The organism is Seonamhaeicola maritimus, from assembly GCF_008056315.1.
Lineage (GTDB): Bacteria > Bacteroidota > Bacteroidia > Flavobacteriales > Flavobacteriaceae > Seonamhaeicola > Seonamhaeicola maritimus.
In genome coordinates this window covers 758736-775502 of record NZ_VRKQ01000008.1, presented here as the reverse complement: position 1 = coordinate 775502, position 16767 = coordinate 758736, and the positions used below count along the sequence as shown (strand labels likewise).

General features: G+C 31.9%; 20 protein-coding genes. 12 read left to right on the top strand and 8 right to left on the bottom strand.

Annotated features, from left to right (window positions below):
* Nucleotides 1–29 precede the first annotated feature (29 nt).
* Together yidC and FUA22_RS03325 are read right to left on the bottom strand one after the other, a co-directional pair.
* Nucleotides 30–1937, bottom strand: a complete 1908-nt coding sequence (yidC, locus tag FUA22_RS03330; RefSeq protein WP_147766417.1) for a membrane protein insertase YidC — start codon at nucleotides 1935–1937, stop codon at nucleotides 30–32.
* 71 nt (nucleotides 1938–2008) lie between these two features.
* Nucleotides 2009–3646, bottom strand: a complete 1638-nt coding sequence (locus tag FUA22_RS03325) for a CTP synthase (protein WP_147766416.1) — start codon at nucleotides 3644–3646, stop codon at nucleotides 2009–2011.
* A 301-nt stretch (nucleotides 3647–3947) separates the two neighbouring features.
* Here FUA22_RS03325 and FUA22_RS03320 point away from each other — a divergent pair, with 301 nt between their 5' ends.
* Genes FUA22_RS03320 through FUA22_RS03310 form a run of 3 tightly spaced genes read left to right on the top strand, consistent with a single transcriptional unit; the run spans nucleotide 3948 to nucleotide 5146 of the window.
* A complete protein-coding gene (locus FUA22_RS03320; RefSeq protein WP_147766415.1) occupies nucleotides 3948–4493 on the top strand; it encodes an RNA polymerase sigma factor in 546 nt (181 codons plus the stop codon).
* A 13-nt stretch (nucleotides 4494–4506) separates the two neighbouring features.
* Nucleotides 4507–4902, top strand: a complete 396-nt coding sequence (locus FUA22_RS03315) for a hypothetical protein (RefSeq protein ID WP_147766414.1) — start codon at nucleotides 4507–4509, stop codon at nucleotides 4900–4902.
* On the top strand, nucleotides 4895–5146 hold the full coding sequence (locus FUA22_RS03310; protein ID WP_147766413.1) for a hypothetical protein: 252 nt from the start codon (nucleotides 4895–4897) through the stop codon (nucleotides 5144–5146). The genes FUA22_RS03315 and FUA22_RS03310 overlap by 8 nt, the downstream gene beginning before the upstream one ends.
* 218 nt (nucleotides 5147–5364) lie before the next feature.
* Here FUA22_RS03310 and FUA22_RS03305 read toward each other — a convergent pair whose 3' ends face one another.
* Nucleotides 5365–6165, bottom strand: coding sequence for a class I SAM-dependent methyltransferase (locus FUA22_RS03305; protein ID WP_147766412.1), 801 nt, complete (start codon nucleotides 6163–6165; stop codon nucleotides 5365–5367).
* 34 nt (nucleotides 6166–6199) lie between these two features.
* On the opposite strand from FUA22_RS03305, the gene FUA22_RS03300 reads away from it, so the two are divergent.
* Entirely contained in the window at nucleotides 6200–6847 is a 648-nt protein-coding gene (locus tag FUA22_RS03300) for a hypothetical protein (protein ID WP_147766411.1), read from the top strand.
* Between the two features lies 1 nt (nucleotide 6848).
* Here FUA22_RS03300 and FUA22_RS03295 read toward each other — a convergent pair whose 3' ends face one another.
* From FUA22_RS03295 to FUA22_RS03275, 5 genes are all read right to left on the bottom strand, one after another.
* On the bottom strand, nucleotides 6849–7136 hold the full coding sequence (locus FUA22_RS03295) for a hypothetical protein (RefSeq protein WP_147766410.1): 288 nt from the start codon (nucleotides 7134–7136) through the stop codon (nucleotides 6849–6851).
* A gap of 371 nt (nucleotides 7137–7507) precedes the next feature.
* Nucleotides 7508–7900 carry a rhodanese-like domain-containing protein gene (locus FUA22_RS03290; protein ID WP_147766409.1) on the bottom strand — a complete coding sequence of 131 codons (393 nt, stop codon included), beginning with the start codon at nucleotides 7898–7900 and terminating at the stop codon, nucleotides 7508–7510.
* Between the two features lie 3 nt (nucleotides 7901–7903).
* Entirely contained in the window at nucleotides 7904–8221 is a 318-nt protein-coding gene (locus FUA22_RS03285) for a rhodanese-like domain-containing protein (protein ID WP_147766408.1), read from the bottom strand.
* 110 nt (nucleotides 8222–8331) lie between these two features.
* Nucleotides 8332–8952: a thioredoxin family protein gene (locus tag FUA22_RS03280; protein ID WP_147766407.1), complete on the bottom strand. Its 621-nt coding sequence runs from the start codon at nucleotides 8950–8952 to the stop codon at nucleotides 8332–8334.
* A gap of 7 nt (nucleotides 8953–8959) precedes the next feature.
* The gene (locus FUA22_RS03275) at nucleotides 8960–9484 is read right to left on the bottom strand and encodes a TlpA disulfide reductase family protein (RefSeq protein ID WP_147766406.1); all 525 of its coding nucleotides are present in this window, start codon (nucleotides 9482–9484) and stop codon (nucleotides 8960–8962) included.
* A 137-nt stretch (nucleotides 9485–9621) separates the two neighbouring features.
* Between FUA22_RS03275 and FUA22_RS03270 the strand changes: the two genes are divergently transcribed.
* The 8 genes from FUA22_RS03270 to trpA all read left to right on the top strand — a co-directional run bounded on the left by FUA22_RS03270 (nucleotide 9622) and on the right by trpA (nucleotide 16757).
* Complete coding sequence (locus FUA22_RS03270) at nucleotides 9622–10083, top strand: MarR family winged helix-turn-helix transcriptional regulator (protein WP_147766405.1); 462 nt, start codon at nucleotides 9622–9624, stop codon at nucleotides 10081–10083.
* 281 nt (nucleotides 10084–10364) lie between these two features.
* Entirely contained in the window at nucleotides 10365–11771 is a 1407-nt protein-coding gene (locus FUA22_RS03265; protein WP_147766404.1) for an anthranilate synthase component I family protein, read from the top strand.
* A 1-nt stretch (nucleotide 11772) separates the two neighbouring features.
* On the top strand, nucleotides 11773–12339 hold the full coding sequence (locus FUA22_RS03260) for an anthranilate synthase component II (protein WP_147766403.1): 567 nt from the start codon (nucleotides 11773–11775) through the stop codon (nucleotides 12337–12339).
* 8 nt (nucleotides 12340–12347) lie between these two features.
* Entirely contained in the window at nucleotides 12348–13340 is a 993-nt protein-coding gene (trpD, locus tag FUA22_RS03255) for an anthranilate phosphoribosyltransferase (RefSeq protein WP_147766402.1), read from the top strand.
* 69 nt (nucleotides 13341–13409) lie between these two features.
* Nucleotides 13410–14195 (top strand): indole-3-glycerol phosphate synthase TrpC, encoded by a 786-nt coding sequence (gene trpC, locus FUA22_RS03250; RefSeq protein WP_147766401.1) that lies wholly within the window; start codon nucleotides 13410–13412, stop codon nucleotides 14193–14195.
* A complete protein-coding gene (locus FUA22_RS03245; protein ID WP_147766400.1) occupies nucleotides 14192–14818 on the top strand; it encodes a phosphoribosylanthranilate isomerase in 627 nt (208 codons plus the stop codon). Before trpC ends, FUA22_RS03245 begins: the two co-directional genes overlap by 4 nt.
* Nucleotides 14808–15989: a tryptophan synthase subunit beta gene (gene trpB / locus FUA22_RS03240; protein WP_147766399.1), complete on the top strand. Its 1182-nt coding sequence runs from the start codon at nucleotides 14808–14810 to the stop codon at nucleotides 15987–15989. The genes FUA22_RS03245 and trpB overlap by 11 nt, the downstream gene beginning before the upstream one ends.
* Nucleotides 15990–15992: 3 nt before the next feature.
* A complete protein-coding gene (gene trpA, locus FUA22_RS03235; RefSeq protein ID WP_147766398.1) occupies nucleotides 15993–16757 on the top strand; it encodes a tryptophan synthase subunit alpha in 765 nt (254 codons plus the stop codon).
* Nucleotides 16758–16767 lie beyond the last annotated feature (10 nt).

Genomic DNA, 16767 nt, shown 5'->3' with positions numbered 1-16767 from the left:
AAAACCTGAAACTTGTTCAGGTTGACATATTATTTTTTTCTTTTCTGTTGAGCCTGCTTTTGCTTTTCAGCCTGCTCCATCATATCTTTCATTCTAGCTTGAAACTTACTTTGCTTTTTTGGTTTTTTCTTATTCTCTTGAATCTGAGCATGAATCTTATCTTCATCAAGAATATAATTTTTAATCACCAAAATAATACCAATACTAATCAAGTTTGAAATGAAATAGTATAAACTCAATCCGGATGCATAGTTATTAAAGAAGAAAAGCATCATTATTGGAGAGAAATACATCATGTACTTCATCATTTTCCCCATATCTGGCATACCTTCTTGTTGTGGTTGCGTTTGCATATTTTGCCCCGTAGTTAAACGCATATAGAAGAAAATTGCTATAGACGCTAAAAGCGGAAATAAACTTACATGATCACCATAAAATGGAATATTAAATGGAAGATTAGCAACCGTATCATAAGATGATAAATCTTCCGCCCATAAGAAACTTTCCTGTCTTAAATCAAAAGCAGATGGAAAGAATTGGAACAAAGCATAGAAAACTGGCAGCTGTATTAAAGCTGGCAAACAACCCGCTAACGGACTTGCTCCTGCTTTATTTTGTAAAGCCATAGTTTCTTGTTGGGCCTTCATTTTATTGTCTTTATACTTCTCACGAATAGCATCTAATTCTGGCTTTAAAATTTTCATTTTAGCCTGCGATAAGAATTGCTTGTACTGTACAAAAGACAAACATATTTTCACCAAAATGGTCATTACCACAATAGCTATCCCATAAGGCATCATGCCTCCTAAAAATGTAAATAATGGCATGAACAAGTAACGGTTTATCCATCCAAAAATACCCCAACCTAGTGGTACCATTTCATCTAGATTTCTACCATAGGCATTTAAGGTTCTAAACTCACTTGGTCCGTAGTACCAATTCATATTATAACTAACCTCACCACCTTTTAACTCTAAAGGAATTTTAGAAGCAAAATCTTTTGTATAAACGGTATCAATGGCTTCATCTTCAACTAAATTCTTAGAAGTAATTGTAGCTGTTTTAAATGGTGTATCGGTTAATAAAATAGCTGAGAAAAAGTGTTGTTTATACCCAATCCAAGCAACGTCACTTAAAGTTTCATCGGCATCACGCATTCCTGTATAATCATCTTTACCATCTTCATATTCATAATGAATATCTGTATAACGGTTTTCATATGATATACTCTTTGCATGACGATACCCCTTATGTTTCCAATCTAAATTGATTTCATGTGAACCATTAATAACATCACTTAATCCTTGAGAACGAACGGTGAAGTCCATCATATAATCTCCTTCCTTCAACTCGTAACGGTACTCTAAAAATTTGCTTTCGGAAACTTTTAGTTTCATTGAAACGACAGTAATCTCACCATTTTTAGTTACAGTGGATTGAAAAGGTAAATCTTTAGTATTGCGAATTCTACTGTCTGTAGTTCCAAAATTAATATTGAAAGAAGCATTGTTATCTTTTACTAAATAAATTGGTTCATCTCTAAAATCAACAAAATCCTTTAGTCTAACTTCAGAAAGATACCCTCCTTTAGTGCTAAATTTTAAGGCTAACAAATCTGTTTCTACTAATGTTTCTTCTTCAGAATCTTTGGTAACACTAAAAGCATAAGCCAATGACCCATACTTGTTATTTAATGCTATCTGGTGAAGCGAGTCACCTACAGCACCTATTTCCAAATCTTCAGAGGTAACTACTTTAGTTTGTTCTTGCTCTTGGGTTTTAGCCCTTTGTTCTGCTTCAACTTGCTCTTGCTTAGCCTTTTCTTGAGCTTCCAACTCTTCTGTAGTTGGTTGATTTTGCCAAAGCATGTAAGCCAATATTCCGAAGATAAGTACAAAACCTATTATCGAATTTATATCTAACTTTTTTTCTTCCATATATTCTTTCTATTAAAAAGATTCCTGCCAAAAGCAGGAATGCTAACAACTTATCAATAAGCTATCCAATTTTAATTTTGTGCCATACTGACACCTTTTTGTTTATTTCTGAATTTTAAAGCTGCTCCTACAAAAGCCACAAATAATGGATGAGGATTAGCCACTGTACTTTTATATTCTGGATGATATTGTACACCTACAAACCAAGGATGTTCTGGTATTTCAACAATTTCTACTAAACCAGTATCCGGATTTAAACCAGTGGCAAGCATACCAGCTTTCTCCAATTGCTCCTTATATTTACCATTAAATTCATAACGATGTCTATGACGCTCTTCAATAGCTTCAGCTTTATAAATATCTCTAACCAAACTGCCCATTTTTAAATCACATGCCCAAGCACCTAATCGCATTGTACCTCCTTTATCTGTAATAGATTTTTGTTCCTCCATTAAATCAATCACAGCATTATTGGTTTCGGTATTCATTTCGGTAGAATCGGCATCTTTAATACCAAGTACATTTCTTGCAAATTCAATAACTGCCATTTGCATACCTAAACAAATCCCTAAAAATGGAATATTATTTTCGCGTACAAACCTAACGGCATCAATCTTTCCTTCAATACCGCGTTCACCAAAACCTGGTGCAACTAAAACACCATCTAAATGAGATAATTTCACCTCAATATTATCACTGTTTAAATATTCCGAGTGGATAGATTCTATTTTAACTTTTACTTCATTAGCAGCACCCGCATGAATGAAGGCCTCTAAAATTGATTTATAAGAATCTTGTAACTCTACATATTTACCAATTAATCCTATTGTTACTTCTGTTTTTGGATTTTTATGACGCTTTAAAAACTCATTCCATCTTGAAATATCAGGTTTAGTACTTTTCAAATTAAGCTTTTCTAAAACTACTTTATCAAGACCTTCCTCAAGCATTAAATTAGGCACATCATATATAGTTGAAGCATCTATAGACTGAATTACGGAATCTTCTTTAACATTACAGAATAAAGCTAATTTTCTTTTTAAATCTTTAGGTAAATTATGCTCTGTTCTACACACCAAAACATCGGCTTGAACACCACTTTCCATGAGTGTTTTAACACTGTGTTGAGTAGGTTTTGTTTTTAACTCTCCTGCAGCCGATAAGTACGGAACCAAAGTTAGGTGAATAACTATTCCGTTATTTTCACCTAAATCCCAACGTAACTGACGCACTGCTTCTATATAAGGTAAAGACTCAATATCTCCAACCGTTCCTCCAATTTCAGTAATAACGATATCATAATCACCAGACTTTCCTAAAAGCTGAACACGATGTTTAATTTCGTCAGTAATGTGAGGAACTACCTGTACTGTCTTTCCTAAAAATTCACCACGGCGTTCCTTTTGAATCACACTTTGATAGATTCTTCCAGTAGTTACGTTATTTGCTTGACTTGTAGGCACATTTAAAAAGCGCTCATAGTGTCCTAAGTCCAAATCGGTTTCTGCACCATCTTCGGTTACATAACATTCCCCATGTTCATATGGATTTAATGTTCCCGGATCTACATTAATATACGGGTCTAATTTTTGTATGGTAACTCTGTAGCCTTGAGATTGTAAAAGTTTAGCAAGAGATGCTGCTATAATACCTTTTCCTAAAGATGATGTAACTCCTCCAGTTACAAATATGTATTTCGTACTTGTCATGTTGCGCTTATAAACGCAGGCAAATTTACAAAATTAAAATAGTTATCAGTAAAATACTTTTTAGTTATTTACGGTTTCTTATTAACAAAAAAAATCACTAAAAATTATTTTATATTCAGTTCTTAGGATCGAAGTCATTCAATTCTCATAATACTGAAAATCAAAGTTTTTACTAATATTCTCTTTTTTTTGAAACATTTCTCATTGTTTTCAGTCTTCATAAAAATACTTAGCGCAAAAATGCAATAGATTTTAAAAGTTGCGTCTTTATAATTGAAGTGCCTATTAAAAGTGCTTTTAAATGAATCATCAATCAGAAAACAGTAAAAAGCTTAATGAGTTTTTTAATGAAGAATATACTTCACTTAAAACTTACGTAAGTTCCAAAATTAAAGCCAGTACAAGTATGGGTCCAGAAGACATTTTACAAGATGTGGCTTTAAAGCTATTTACTGGTGCAGATAGATATTCTCCCATAAACAATGTAGCCGGTTTTGTTTATAGAGCATTAAAAAACAAGGTGATTGATGTTTTAAGGTCTTCAAAAAATGATAGAATTGATTATGAAACCCAAAACGAAAATAAACTTATTCAGTTTGCCTCAATCATTTATGAATCTGCAGATAATTCATATCCTGAGGAAATGAAAGAAGCTCTAAAAGCTGCTATAGTAAACTTAAAACCAAATTATAGAAATGTTATTATAGCTATTGATTTTGAAGGCTACACCTATAAAGAAATAGAACTGGAAACTGGTATTCCTATTGGTACGTTAATGTCTAGACGCCATAGAGCAATTTCACTTTTGTACAAAAAATTAAAACCTAAAAAAGAAATTATTAATTAAAAAAAACACAGATATGTCAAATTACTTTAAACACAAAATGCGCGGTAAATCTCCAGGAGAAATTATAGGAATGATAATTTTTGGAGGGATTTTTATAACAGGATTAGCCATACTTTTTGGTTTTATAATCATGTGGTTGTGGAACTGGTTAATGCCTATGATTTTTGGGTTGACAACTCTAACCTTTTGGGAAGCTGCGGGCATATTCATATTGGCTAAAATTTTAATAGGAGGCTGTAATTTTGGTGGAGATAGTTCGTCAAAAAAATCAAAATCTAAATGTAAAAAAGAAGGAAAAGGCGACTTTTCTAAATGGAAGCATTATGATGACTTTTGGAAAGAAGAAGGCAACCAAGCTTATCAGGCTTATATAGAACGTTTAACCACTAAAGCAGAAGACAATGATTAGTCCATTTTATCAACAACGTAAAAAAACCACAAGATTACATATTCTTAAAACAGAAGCTAAAACTAAACTAGCTGTTAATACCATAAAACTACTTTTTAATTCACATCCGGGTATTGTTAAATGGTCTATTGACCTTGAAGATATTGATAAAGTTTTAAGAGTTGAAACCACTAGTAGTTTAACTATGGAAGACATTATTGATCAAGTTAAAGCCAGAGGTATTTACTGTGAAGAGTTGGAGTGATTATTCAAAAAAAAAAAAAACAGAAAATAAACTGACAGAAACAATTGAAACAAATAAAATGAAAAAAAAGGGTACAAAACACTGTATAATTCATTACTTATACTCGTCTTCGAAAGAAAATCTACACAGATTTTCCTTTCGGTTTGTATTTATTAAATTAGTTACTTAATCAACTCAAATAATAAAATACGAATTAAACTGAGCTAGAAATTACCATCTTAAACCTTAGTTGCCTTCAACTCAAAAATAAGCGGGTACAATTTATCTTTTGTACCAAACATGCCATTTTCAGTTTCAACTAAATCGGGCAAGACATTATAAGGGGCCTCGTTGTGTTCTCTCAAGTATTCAATATGTAAACCAGCTTCTGTTAAAGCAGATATTATTTCTCCAATGCCATGATTCCAACCATATTCTTTACTTATCATTTTTGAATGTTCGTCTGCGTAAGTGCCTTCATATTCTTCGTAAATAACCTCATCCTGCATATAACCATATTTCATATCAGGTTGTTCCTTTATATAGTCAAACATCCAAACTATTGGGTGAAATTCAACCATATAAAATGTACCACCTTTATCGAGCCTTTCAGCAATCATTTGTCCCCAAGGTTTTAAATCAGGCAGCCACCCAATAACGCCATAGCTGGTAAACACAATATCAAAAGTGTCTTTTATAAATACCGAAGTATCCAAAACATTACAACATACAAATTTGGCATCTAGTTTCAACTCGTTATTTAAAGATTTAGCAAGTTTAATACCTTCATCGCTTAAATCAACACCTGTACATCTAGCTCCCATTCTACTCCAACTTAAAGTATCTTGTCCAAAATGGCACTGTAAATGAAGCAACTTCCTATCTCTCACATCTCCCAAAGCTTTTAATTCATAGTGCATTAAAGACGTCTTTCCCTTTTTAAAAGTATCTAAATCATACATATCACTTTTAGCATGCACCTTTACTTTTTCATTCCAAGTGGCTTTATTTGTATTAAAATAGATTTCGATTTTACTCATTATAAGTTCTTTATATTTGTAAAAACTCCAATGTATGAAAAAATTAGTATTTGCTTTATGCTTCACAGCCCTTTGTTTTTCCTGTAAACAAAAAGAGAATAAAGTCACCCAGTCTCGAGAATTAACTGTAGCAGAAAAAATAGCCCATGCTCACGGATTTCAAAATTGGGACAAAGTTCATGAAATTGAATTTAAATTTGGCAAAAGACGTCACTGGACCTGGAACCCAAAAACCGATGACGTTAAGTTAACTACAGATTCTGACACTATAATTTATAATATTAAATCTATTGACACCACTTCTTATAAAGCAGACGAAGCATTTATAAATGACAAATTTTGGCTACTTATTCCGTTTCAATTGGTTTGGGACACTTCAGCAACTATTTCTGAGCCCACTCAAGAAACAGGACCAATTTCTAAGACCTTAATGAATAAAATAACAATAACATATTCTTTAAAAGGAGGTTATACCCCAGGTGATGTCTATGATATTTTTTATGATAATGATTTTATAATTAAAGAATGGATATTTAGAAGAGGTGGTAGACCTGAACCGAATTTAATTAACACTTTTGAAAACGTTCAAGATTTTAACGGGCTTAAAATTGCTACAGACCACATAGGAAAAAACGGAAAACCTCTTGCTAAACTATCTGAAATTAAGGTAATATTAGAATAAATTATTGGCTATTGTGCTGTTCTGAAATAGTTTCATTCATTTGTTTAAGCCAATTTAATTGTTCCTTAATTTGTTTACTTCTATCTTTTAGCTTATTAAATTTTTCAGCCCTAAGCTGCTCTTTTTTAACATTTTCTTGACGTACTATTTCATTTTCTTGCTCTTGAATTTTCTTAAGTTTTTTATTTTTAGATTTTTCTAAAAACACAAAAATATTAGCATACACATACATGCTTATAAAAAGCAAAGCAACAATGCCTAAAATGAGCCATCCGTTCATCATGTTCATAATTAAAAGATTTTAAAATTAGACTTCTACAGTATTATAAAATTAAGGTAGCATAAAAGTAAATAAATGTATGATACCCTAAAAAAAATTAAGGTAAATAGCTCAAAAACAAGACAAAAAATAAAAAACTGACATAATCATCGATAAGCTGTTCATATTTGTTGTTTTAGGTTTTTAAGGGTGAAAACTTATACAATAAATTAAATAAGGAATAAAATAGTATAATAAATGATTGCTAATAAAACATTTAAGATAAGGATCTGTATTTGGAGTTACTCAAATATACACATTTTTGTATAATCTTAAAAATAAAGCCGTGATGTTCCATGACTGAACACTATTATAAAAAAACTCCATGTTGATGGAGCTTTTTATTTAATAATTTCAAATCCTTGTTCTTTCCACTTTAGGATACCACCTTTCAAATCGAATGATTTTTTAAAGCCTGTTTTTTGAAGCATTTTAGCGGTTTTACCACTGCGTCCTCCACTGCGGCAATACAACAAAACAGGTACGTTAGGATCTAGTTTTTTAATATCCTCTTTAAAAGTTTCTGAGTAAAAATCAATGTTTATGGCATTTTTAATATGGCCTTCTGCAAATTCCTTTGGAGTTCTAACGTCAATCAACAAAAGGGATTTATCTTCCAACATAGTTTTCATTTCTTCAGCAGAAAGAAGTACTGCCTCAGTTTTCTCAGTTTCTTGACATCCAAGAAAGAAAACTGTAAACACAGGAAAACTTAAAATTAAAAATCGTTTCATGTTTTATTCTAGATCAACAATATCACCAACCCATTGCAAAATACCTCCTTCAAGGTTATAGGCATTTGTAAACCCTAACTCTTCCATTATCTCACAAGCTTTATGGCTTCTATTACCAGAGCGACAATATACATAATAATTCTTATCCTTATCTAACTCGTCTAACTCATCAACAAACTCATCTCCTAAATAAAAGTCTAAATGAATAGCATTGGGAATGATTCCTTCTGCTACTTCAGCATTAGTTCTTACATCTAAAACCACTGCGTTATCATCATTTTCCAGTTTTTCTACCCACTCTTCTTGTGTTAAATCTTCCATTGATATTAAATTAAATAAATGTTTGACAAAACTAATATTTCTTGAATTCATAGACGAAAAAAAACTGAAGTTATTACAACTTCAGTTTTCAATTGAATTATAAATCTTTATTAAGCTTTAATACCACAGCCTATAGCTCTAGTCTCTTTTTGAATTACTTCATTTCCCTCAATTAATGCGTCAACAGCATTTTCAACATACTTAATATTTACGGCTGAAGCATCTTTGTAATTATCATCAATAGCTCCAATATATTCTACTGCAAAACCACTTTTAGTTTTATTTAGCACAAAAACATGAGGTGTTTTTGTAGCTCCAAATTTTGGATACACTTCTTGTTTTGCATCAATTAAATAAGGAAAAGTAAAACCTTTGCTTTCTGCTCTTTGTTTCATTGCATTCAGATTATCACCTGGTTTTTTTGATATATTATTTGGCATGATTGCTATCACCGGATATCCTTTCGGCGCATACTTTTTATCTAATTCTACAATACGGTCTTCGTACATTACGGCATACGGACAAGTATTACAGGTAAAGGTTATAATAAACCCTTTTGCCTTTTTATAATCAGACAAAGACACCATTTTACCATCAATATTTTCTAATGAAAAATCTTCGGCAATATCACCAATTTTATAGCTCTCACCTACATTATTGTTAGGTACGCTAAAGGCTCCTATAAGAAGCACAATAAATACAACTCCCAATAGCTTAATTGTTTTGCTCATCTTTTTTTTAATTTAAAAAATTCTTTAATTCTTCTTCTAATTCATCATAAGTAAATGATTTTTCGTAAAACTTACGTGAATTATTACTATATATAATAGTTGCTGGAATTGAACCAGACCAATCCTTATCTACTTTAGGTATCCAACTGTTAGAATCTACATCATCTAAAACAATTACTTTTGACTTCAAACCCTTATTCTTTATAAACGGCTTTAATTTTGACTCAAACTGATGAGGAAAGTCTAAGCTAATTAAAAGAACCTCGACATTCTTATCCTTATATTCAGCCTGCACTTTTTCAAAATAAGGCAATTCTTTTACGCATGGAGCACACCAAGTTGCCCAAAAATTCACTACATAAACTTTGTCATCCTTATTGTTTAAAAATTTACTTATTTCTTTAAAGTCATATATTTCCAGATTATCATCTTTAACCTGAACTGATTCTACCACTTTATTATTTTTATTAGCACAACTAAAAATTAATAAGTTGCTAACTATTAAAAATAAAATCACACTTAGTTTATTCATCAACATTAAAATTTCAGCATAAATACACTTATAAATTTATCTATTCGATAATAACTAGCATCCATTTTAACAATTTTTTATATAATTATTAATTTATATGAATAAAAACCCTACATTTGTATATACAACAGTTGTATATGGAGATTGAAAAAATTCTGAAAATCACTTCCAATCTACCATTATCAAAAGGTGTTGTTGTCAATTTGATTTATACTGCTTGCATAGTAAATAAGGAGTTAAACATTGTTCTTAAACCGTATGGTATTTCTTTACAGCAATTTAATGTTCTACGAATATTACGTGGGCAAAAAGGAAATTCTGTTACACTAGCAACTATTCAAGAAAGAATGATTGCAAAAATGAGTAATACGACTAGATTAGTAGATAAGCTCAAAAAAAAAGGATATGTTCAAAAGGAATTAAATAAAGAGAACAAAAGAAAGATTGATATTACTATAACAAGAGAAGGATTGGAATTATTAGACAAAATAGATACATTAATTAATAGCGCAGAAAAGAAAATTATAAGTTCATTAACTGATTATGAAGCTTATGATTTGATTAGATTATTAGAAAAGATAAGGTTAATAGCAGACTAAAAATTCTCTTTAAACTAATAATCATTTAAAACTACCATAACCTTATGGTAGTTTTTTTATTTAAAAACTGTTGGTTAATTATATTTTCATTTATATATTTGACCCGCATTAAAAGAATAAATGAACACAAATTTAAATAATACTTGGTGGTGGAGCTTCAGAAACTTAACATTCGTGAAGTAAATCCTAAGTATATTTAAACTAAAATATCAAAAAGGCTTGTCATTCACGACAGGCCTTTTTCATGTTCTGAACTTGTTTCAGAATTAAAACTTAATTAGATGAAAAAATTCAGTCTTTATACACATCACAAACGTATCTTAACAGATACCATTACACCTGTTACAGTCTATTATAAGATACGTGATAAATACCCAAACAGTATTTTACTTGAAAGTGGTGATTATCACAGAAATCACAAAAACTTTTCATATATATGTTTTAACCCTATCGCCTCTATAAAAGTTGAAAACGAAGTTATAACAGAATCATTTCCAGATGGTAGCTCCAAAGATTTAGCTATAACCAAGGAGGTTAATGTAGTCGATGAAATTTACAAGTTTACAAAACGATTTGATGTATCTTCTGAAGAGAATTTCAAATTTATAAACAACGGTATTTTTGGTTACACGGCTTATGATGCTGTTAGGTATTTTGAAGATATTGAGATTGGTAAAAAAGAAAACTCTGTTGAAATACCTGATATGTATTATGCCGTTTATCAAAACATCATAGCAATTAATCATTTTAAAAATGAAGCATACATTTTTTCTCATTGTCCAGATGGGGTTGAGAATAATATTGATGAAATTGATAGACTAATCAACGTTCAAAATTTTGCTTCTTTTAATTTCAATTCTAAAGGGGATATTAGCTCAAACTTAACGGATGATGAATTTTTACAGCATGTAGATTATGCCAAAAAGCACTGTGCTAGAGGTGATGTTTTTCAATTAGTTTTATCAAGAAGTTTTTCTCAAGAGTTTACTGGTGATGATTTTAATGTATATAGAGCCTTAAGGAGCATAAATCCTTCTCCGTACCTATTCTATTTTGATTACGGTGATTTTAAGATTTTTGGAAGTTCACCGGAAGCACAATTAATTGTTACTGATGGTTTAGCTGAAATCCATCCTATTGCTGGAACTTTTAAACGTACTGGAGATGACGAAAAAGATGCTGTTTTAGCTGACGAATTGATAAAAGATGACAAGGAGAATGCAGAACATGTCATGCTAGTAGATTTGGCAAGAAATGACTTGAGTCGTCATGGTAGCAACGTAAAAGTAGAAACATATAGAGAGGTTCAATTCTTTTCACATGTTATACATTTAGTAAGCAAGGTTACAGGGCACAAGCATGATACAACCTCAACAATGCAGGTTGTAGCAGATACATTTCCTGCGGGAACTTTAAGTGGGGCCCCAAAACATAGAGCCATGCAACTTATTGAAGAATATGAAAAAACCAGTAGAGGTTTTTATGGTGGAGCTATTGGTTTTATGGATTTTGAAGGCAACTTCAATCATGCAATTATGATTAGAACTTTTTTAAGTAAAGATTATAAACTTAATTGGCAAGCAGGGGCAGGATTAGTATCTAAATCAAATCCAGAAAGTGAAAAACAAGAAGTATTCAATAAATTAGGAGCGTTGAACAAAGCTATTCAATTAGCAGAAGATATTTAAGATGAAGAAAGTTTTAGTAATAGACAACTACGATAGTTTTACATATAATTTGGTTCATTATTTAGAGGATTTAAATTGCGATGTAACGGTATACAGAAATGATAAGTTGGAATTGGAAGATGTTGAACCATTTGATAAAATTGTTTTATCACCAGGTCCAGGAATACCAGATGAGGCAGGTTTATTAAAAGCCATCATTGAAAAATACGCACCAACAAAAAGTATCTTAGGTGTTTGTCTAGGACAACAAGCCATTGGTGAAGTATTTGGAGGTTCTTTAGTAAATTTAGATGAAGTTTATCATGGAGTTGCCACCAAAGTTGAAATATGTGTTGATGATGAGGCGATTTTTAAAGGACTAGATAAAGAAATTGAGGTTGGTCGTTATCACTCTTGGGTAGTAAATGCCAACTTACCAGAAAGTTTAGAAGCCACATCGTATGATGCCAACGGTCAAGTCATGTCTTTAAGACATAAAACTTATGATGTGAAAGGGGTTCAATACCATCCGGAATCTGTTTTAACACCAAACGGTAAGAAAATTTTAGAAAATTGGGTTAATAGCTAGAGAGGAATATGAAAGATATACTGAATAGATTAATAAATCACGAAACCTTAACAACAGAGGAGGCTAAACAAGTTATAGTCAATATATCTAACGATATGTATAACCCAAGCCAAATTGCATGTTTCTTGTCGGTTTACATGATGCGGAGCATTACAATTGAAGAGTTACAAGGTTTTAGAAATGCTCTTTTGGAATTATGTGTGGCGGTTGATTTAAAAGAATTTAACGCTATAGATATAGTTGGTACAGGTGGAGATGGCAAAAACACTTTCAACATTTCCACTTTATCATCTTTCATAACCGCAGGTGCCAGTGTTAACGTTACCAAACATGGTAACTATGGTGTGTCCTCTACTTCAGGTTCTTCAAATGTGATGGAAAATCTTGGTGTGAAGTTTTCTAATGATGAAGATTTTTTAAGACGCTGTTTAGACAAAGCAGGTATTTGTATTTTACATGCACCTTTGTTTCACCCTGCAATGAAAAACGTTGCTCCAATTAGAAGAGAATTAGGGGTAAAGACTTTTTTTAATATGTTGGGTCCAATGGTTAACCCTTCATTCCCTAAAAATCAGTTGCTAGGAGTTTTTAGTTTGGAACTTTTGCGTCTGTACAGTTTTATTAATCAAAATACAGATACAAACTACAACATTGTTTATGCTTTAGATGGATACGATGAAATATCTTTAACTGGAAAAGCAAAAATTATTTCTAATCATTCTGAAAAGATTTTTTCTCCAGAAGATTTAGGACTAAATACAATTAAGCAAGAAACCATTTTTGGTGGCAATACCGTTGAAGACGCAGCGGAAATATTTGTTAATATCATAAGTGGAAATGGAACAGAAGCACAAAACAATGTGGTTTGTGCTAACGCTGGTTTAGCAATTGCAACCTCAAAACAAATATCACACAAAGAAGGTTTTGAACTAGCGAAAGAGTCTTTATTCTCTGGTAAAGCAAAACAAAGTTTAGATACTTTAATTGAGTTGAGTAAGTAACGTCATGCTGAATTTATTTCAGCATCACACAAAATTATGAGAACCTGAAACAAGTCCAGGTTGACGAAAATGAATATTTTAGATAAAATAGTAATTGATAAGCGCAAAGAAGTTGAATTAAGAAAAAGCTTGATTCCAATTTCTCAATTAGAACAATCAGTTTTATTTGAAAGGTCTACTCTTTCTTTATCAAACAACTTAAGAAATAGTAAATCTGGAATTATAGCAGAACACAAAAGACGTTCACCTTCAAAATCTATAATCAATAACAGTTTAAACGTTCAAGATGTAGCCTTAGGTTATGAAAATGCAGGTGTTTGTGGAATGTCTGTTCTGACTGATGGAAAATACTTTGGTGGTTCTTTAGACGATTTACTTACCGCTAGAGCAAGTTGTAATCTACCTTTATTAAGAAAGGAATTTATTATAGATAAATATCAAATTCTTGAGGCTAGAGCATATGGTGCAGATGTTATCTTATTAATTGCTGCTATATTATCAAGAGAAGAAATCAAACATTTTTCGGAGTTTGCTAAAAGCCTAAATTTAGATGTGCTTTTAGAAGTTCACAATGAAGAAGAATTACATAAATCTATTATGCCTAGTCTGGACATGCTAGGTGTTAATAATAGAAACTTAAAAACATTTGATGTTAGTTTAGAAACCAGCAAATCATTAAGCAGTATTATTCCTGATGAATTTGTAAAAGTTTCAGAAAGTGGTATTAGTAGTGTAAACGCTATTAAAGAATTACAGCCTTATGGATATAAAGGATTTTTAATTGGTGAAAACTTTATGAAAACGGATAACCCAGGAGCTAGCGCAACAGATTTCATAAAAGAACTAGGGGGATGAAACTGAAAGTCTGCGGAATGAAATATCAAGACAATATGGAACAAGTTGCAGCATTGCAACCTGACTATATTGGATTTATATTTTATGAGAAATCCGCTAGACATTTTGATTCAGACATTCCAAAAATTTCGGAAAAAATCAAAAAAACAGGTGTTTTTGTAGATGAAAAGGTGGAGTATATTTCAAGTCAAATAGAAAGACATCAATTATCAGCTGTTCAATTACATGGTCATGAGTCTCCAGAAATTTGTATGCTTCTTAAATCAACTAAGGTTGAAGTAATAAAAGTATTTTCAATCAAGGACGAATTTGATTTTAGTGTACTTGAACCCTTTGAGAATGTTGTTGACTATTTCCTATTCGATACCAAGGGAAAACTCCCAGGGGGTAATGGTTACACTTTTGACTGGAATGTATTAAAAGATTATCCTTCTACTACTCCATTCCTTTTAAGTGGCGGTATTGGATTGGAACAAATTGAAGACATTAAAAAATTTCGAAAAAGTGAAGCATCAAAATATTGCTATGCCTTAGATGTAAATAGCAAATTTGAAATTGAGCCTGGATTAAAGAATATTGAAAAATTAAAAGAATTTAAATTGATTTTAAATCATGAATTATAACGTAGACGAAAAAGGGTATTACGGTGATTTTGGGGGCGCATTCATCCCTGAAATGTTATATCCAAATGTGGAAGAGTTACGACAAAAGTATTTGAAAGTTATGGCAGAACCAGACTTCCAAAAAGAATTCAACCAACTCTTAAAAGATTATGTAGGCAGGCCTTCTCCTTTATATTTTGCTAAACGCCTTTCAGAAAAGTATAACACAAAAATATACTTAAAGCGTGAGGACCTAAACCATACAGGAGCACATAAAATCAATAATACAATTGGTCAAATACTAATGGCAAAACGCCTAGGTAAAACCAGAATTATTGCTGAAACAGGTGCCGGTCAACATGGTGTTGCAACGGCCACTGTTTGCGCTTTAATGGGGTTAGAATGTATTGTTTACATGGGCGAAATTGATATTGCACGTCAAGCACCAAACGTTGCCAGAATGAAAATGTTAGGCGCTAAAGTAGTACCTGCTTTATCAGGCAGTCGCACCCTAAAAGATGCCACTAATGAAGCCATTAGAGATTGGATTAACAACCCTGTAAACACACATTATATTATTGGATCTGCTATTGGTCCACATCCATATCCAGATATGGTTACAAGGTTTCAATCGGTTATTTCGGAAGAAATAAAATGGCAACTTATGGAGCATGAAGGAAAAGAAAATCCTGATTATGTAGCCGCTTGTATTGGTGGTGGAAGTAATGCAGCTGGAACATACTATCATTTCTTACATGAAGAAGGCGTAAAAATAATTGCTGTTGAAGCTGCTGGTCTTGGTGTTGATTCAGGTGAAAGTGCTGCTACTTCTGTCTTAGGTAAAGAAGGAATCATCCACGGATGTAAAACACTTTTAATGCAAACTAACGACGGACAAATAACAGAGCCATACTCAATTTCGGCAGGTTTAGATTATCCTGGAGTTGGACCAATGCATGCTCATTTATGTAAAACAGGGCGCGCTGAATTCCTATCTATTACAGATGATGAAGCTATGAAAGCTGGATTGGAATTATGCGAATTAGAAGGTATTATTCCTGCTATTGAAAGCTCTCATGCTCTTGCCATATTCAAACAAAAACAATTCAAACCTGATGATGTTATTGTTATGAGTCTTTCAGGACGTGGTGATAAAGATTTACAGAATTATATTGATTATTTTAAAATTTAAGTTGTGAACAGAATAAATCAAAAACTTCAAGAGGACAAAAAACTTCTTTCTATATACTTTACTGCTGGGTATCCTAATTTGGACGATACTGTTAAAATCATTCAAGATTTAGAAAAAAATGGTGTTGATTTAATTGAAATTGGTTTGCCTTTTAGTGATCCGTTAGCAGATGGACCAACTATTCAAGATAGCTCTACCCAAGCACTCAAAAATGGCATGACAACAGAAGTTCTTTTTAATCAATTAAAAGATGTTAGACAGTCTGTAAACATTCCTTTAATCATAATGGGATACTTCAATCCTATGTTACAATATGGCGTTGAAGATTTCTGTAAAAAATGTCAAGAAATAGGAATAGATGGATTAATTATTCCAGATTTACCAGTTGATGTTTACCATGAAGAATATCAATCTACTTTTGAAAAATACGGGTTAATTAACGTGTTTTTAATTACTCCACAAACCAGTGGTGAACGTATTAGATATATCGATTCGGTTTCTAATGGGTTCATTTATATGGTTAGCAGTGCCAGTACCACAGGTGCAAAAACAGGGTTTGGTGATGAACAAACCCAATATTTTGAGCGTATTGATAGTCTTAACTTGAGTAACCCTCAAATAGTTGGCTTTGGTATTAGTAATAATGACACGTTTACGCAAGCAACTAAATACGCAAAAGGGGCCATTATTGGTAGCGCCTTTGTAAAACATGTTACTAATGAAGGTATAGAAACTATAGATTCTTTTGTTAAAAATATTCTAGATTAGGTCAAATCAA

Coding starts and splice junctions, on each gene's coding strand:
- FUA22_RS03260 (WP_147766403.1), top strand. CDS start 11,773: ATGAAGAAAGTTTTAGTAATAGACAACTACGATAGTTTTACATATAAT.
- FUA22_RS03315 (WP_147766414.1), top strand. CDS start 4,507: ATGTCAAATTACTTTAAACACAAAATGCGCGGTAAATCTCCAGGAGAA.
- FUA22_RS03270 (WP_147766405.1), top strand. CDS start 9,622: ATGGAGATTGAAAAAATTCTGAAAATCACTTCCAATCTACCATTATCA.
- FUA22_RS03280 (WP_147766407.1), bottom strand. CDS start 8,952: ATGAGCAAAACAATTAAGCTATTGGGAGTTGTATTTATTGTGCTTCTT.
- FUA22_RS03310 (WP_147766413.1), top strand. CDS start 4,895: ATGATTAGTCCATTTTATCAACAACGTAAAAAAACCACAAGATTACAT.
- trpB (WP_147766399.1), top strand. CDS start 14,808: ATGAATTATAACGTAGACGAAAAAGGGTATTACGGTGATTTTGGGGGC.
- FUA22_RS03265 (WP_147766404.1), top strand. CDS start 10,365: ATGAAAAAATTCAGTCTTTATACACATCACAAACGTATCTTAACAGAT.
- FUA22_RS03305 (WP_147766412.1), bottom strand. CDS start 6,165: ATGAGTAAAATCGAAATCTATTTTAATACAAATAAAGCCACTTGGAAT.
- FUA22_RS03285 (WP_147766408.1), bottom strand. CDS start 8,221: ATGGAAGATTTAACACAAGAAGAGTGGGTAGAAAAACTGGAAAATGAT.
- FUA22_RS03295 (WP_147766410.1), bottom strand. CDS start 7,136: ATGAACATGATGAACGGATGGCTCATTTTAGGCATTGTTGCTTTGCTT.
- trpC (WP_147766401.1), top strand. CDS start 13,410: ATGAATATTTTAGATAAAATAGTAATTGATAAGCGCAAAGAAGTTGAA.
- FUA22_RS03325 (WP_147766416.1), bottom strand. CDS start 3,646: ATGACAAGTACGAAATACATATTTGTAACTGGAGGAGTTACATCATCT.
- FUA22_RS03320 (WP_147766415.1), top strand. CDS start 3,948: ATGAATCATCAATCAGAAAACAGTAAAAAGCTTAATGAGTTTTTTAAT.
- trpD (WP_147766402.1), top strand. CDS start 12,348: ATGAAAGATATACTGAATAGATTAATAAATCACGAAACCTTAACAACA.
- FUA22_RS03275 (WP_147766406.1), bottom strand. CDS start 9,484: ATGAATAAACTAAGTGTGATTTTATTTTTAATAGTTAGCAACTTATTA.
- FUA22_RS03290 (WP_147766409.1), bottom strand. CDS start 7,900: ATGAAACGATTTTTAATTTTAAGTTTTCCTGTGTTTACAGTTTTCTTT.
- FUA22_RS03245 (WP_147766400.1), top strand. CDS start 14,192: ATGAAACTGAAAGTCTGCGGAATGAAATATCAAGACAATATGGAACAA.
- yidC (WP_147766417.1), bottom strand. CDS start 1,937: ATGGAAGAAAAAAAGTTAGATATAAATTCGATAATAGGTTTTGTACTT.
- FUA22_RS03300 (WP_147766411.1), top strand. CDS start 6,200: ATGAAAAAATTAGTATTTGCTTTATGCTTCACAGCCCTTTGTTTTTCC.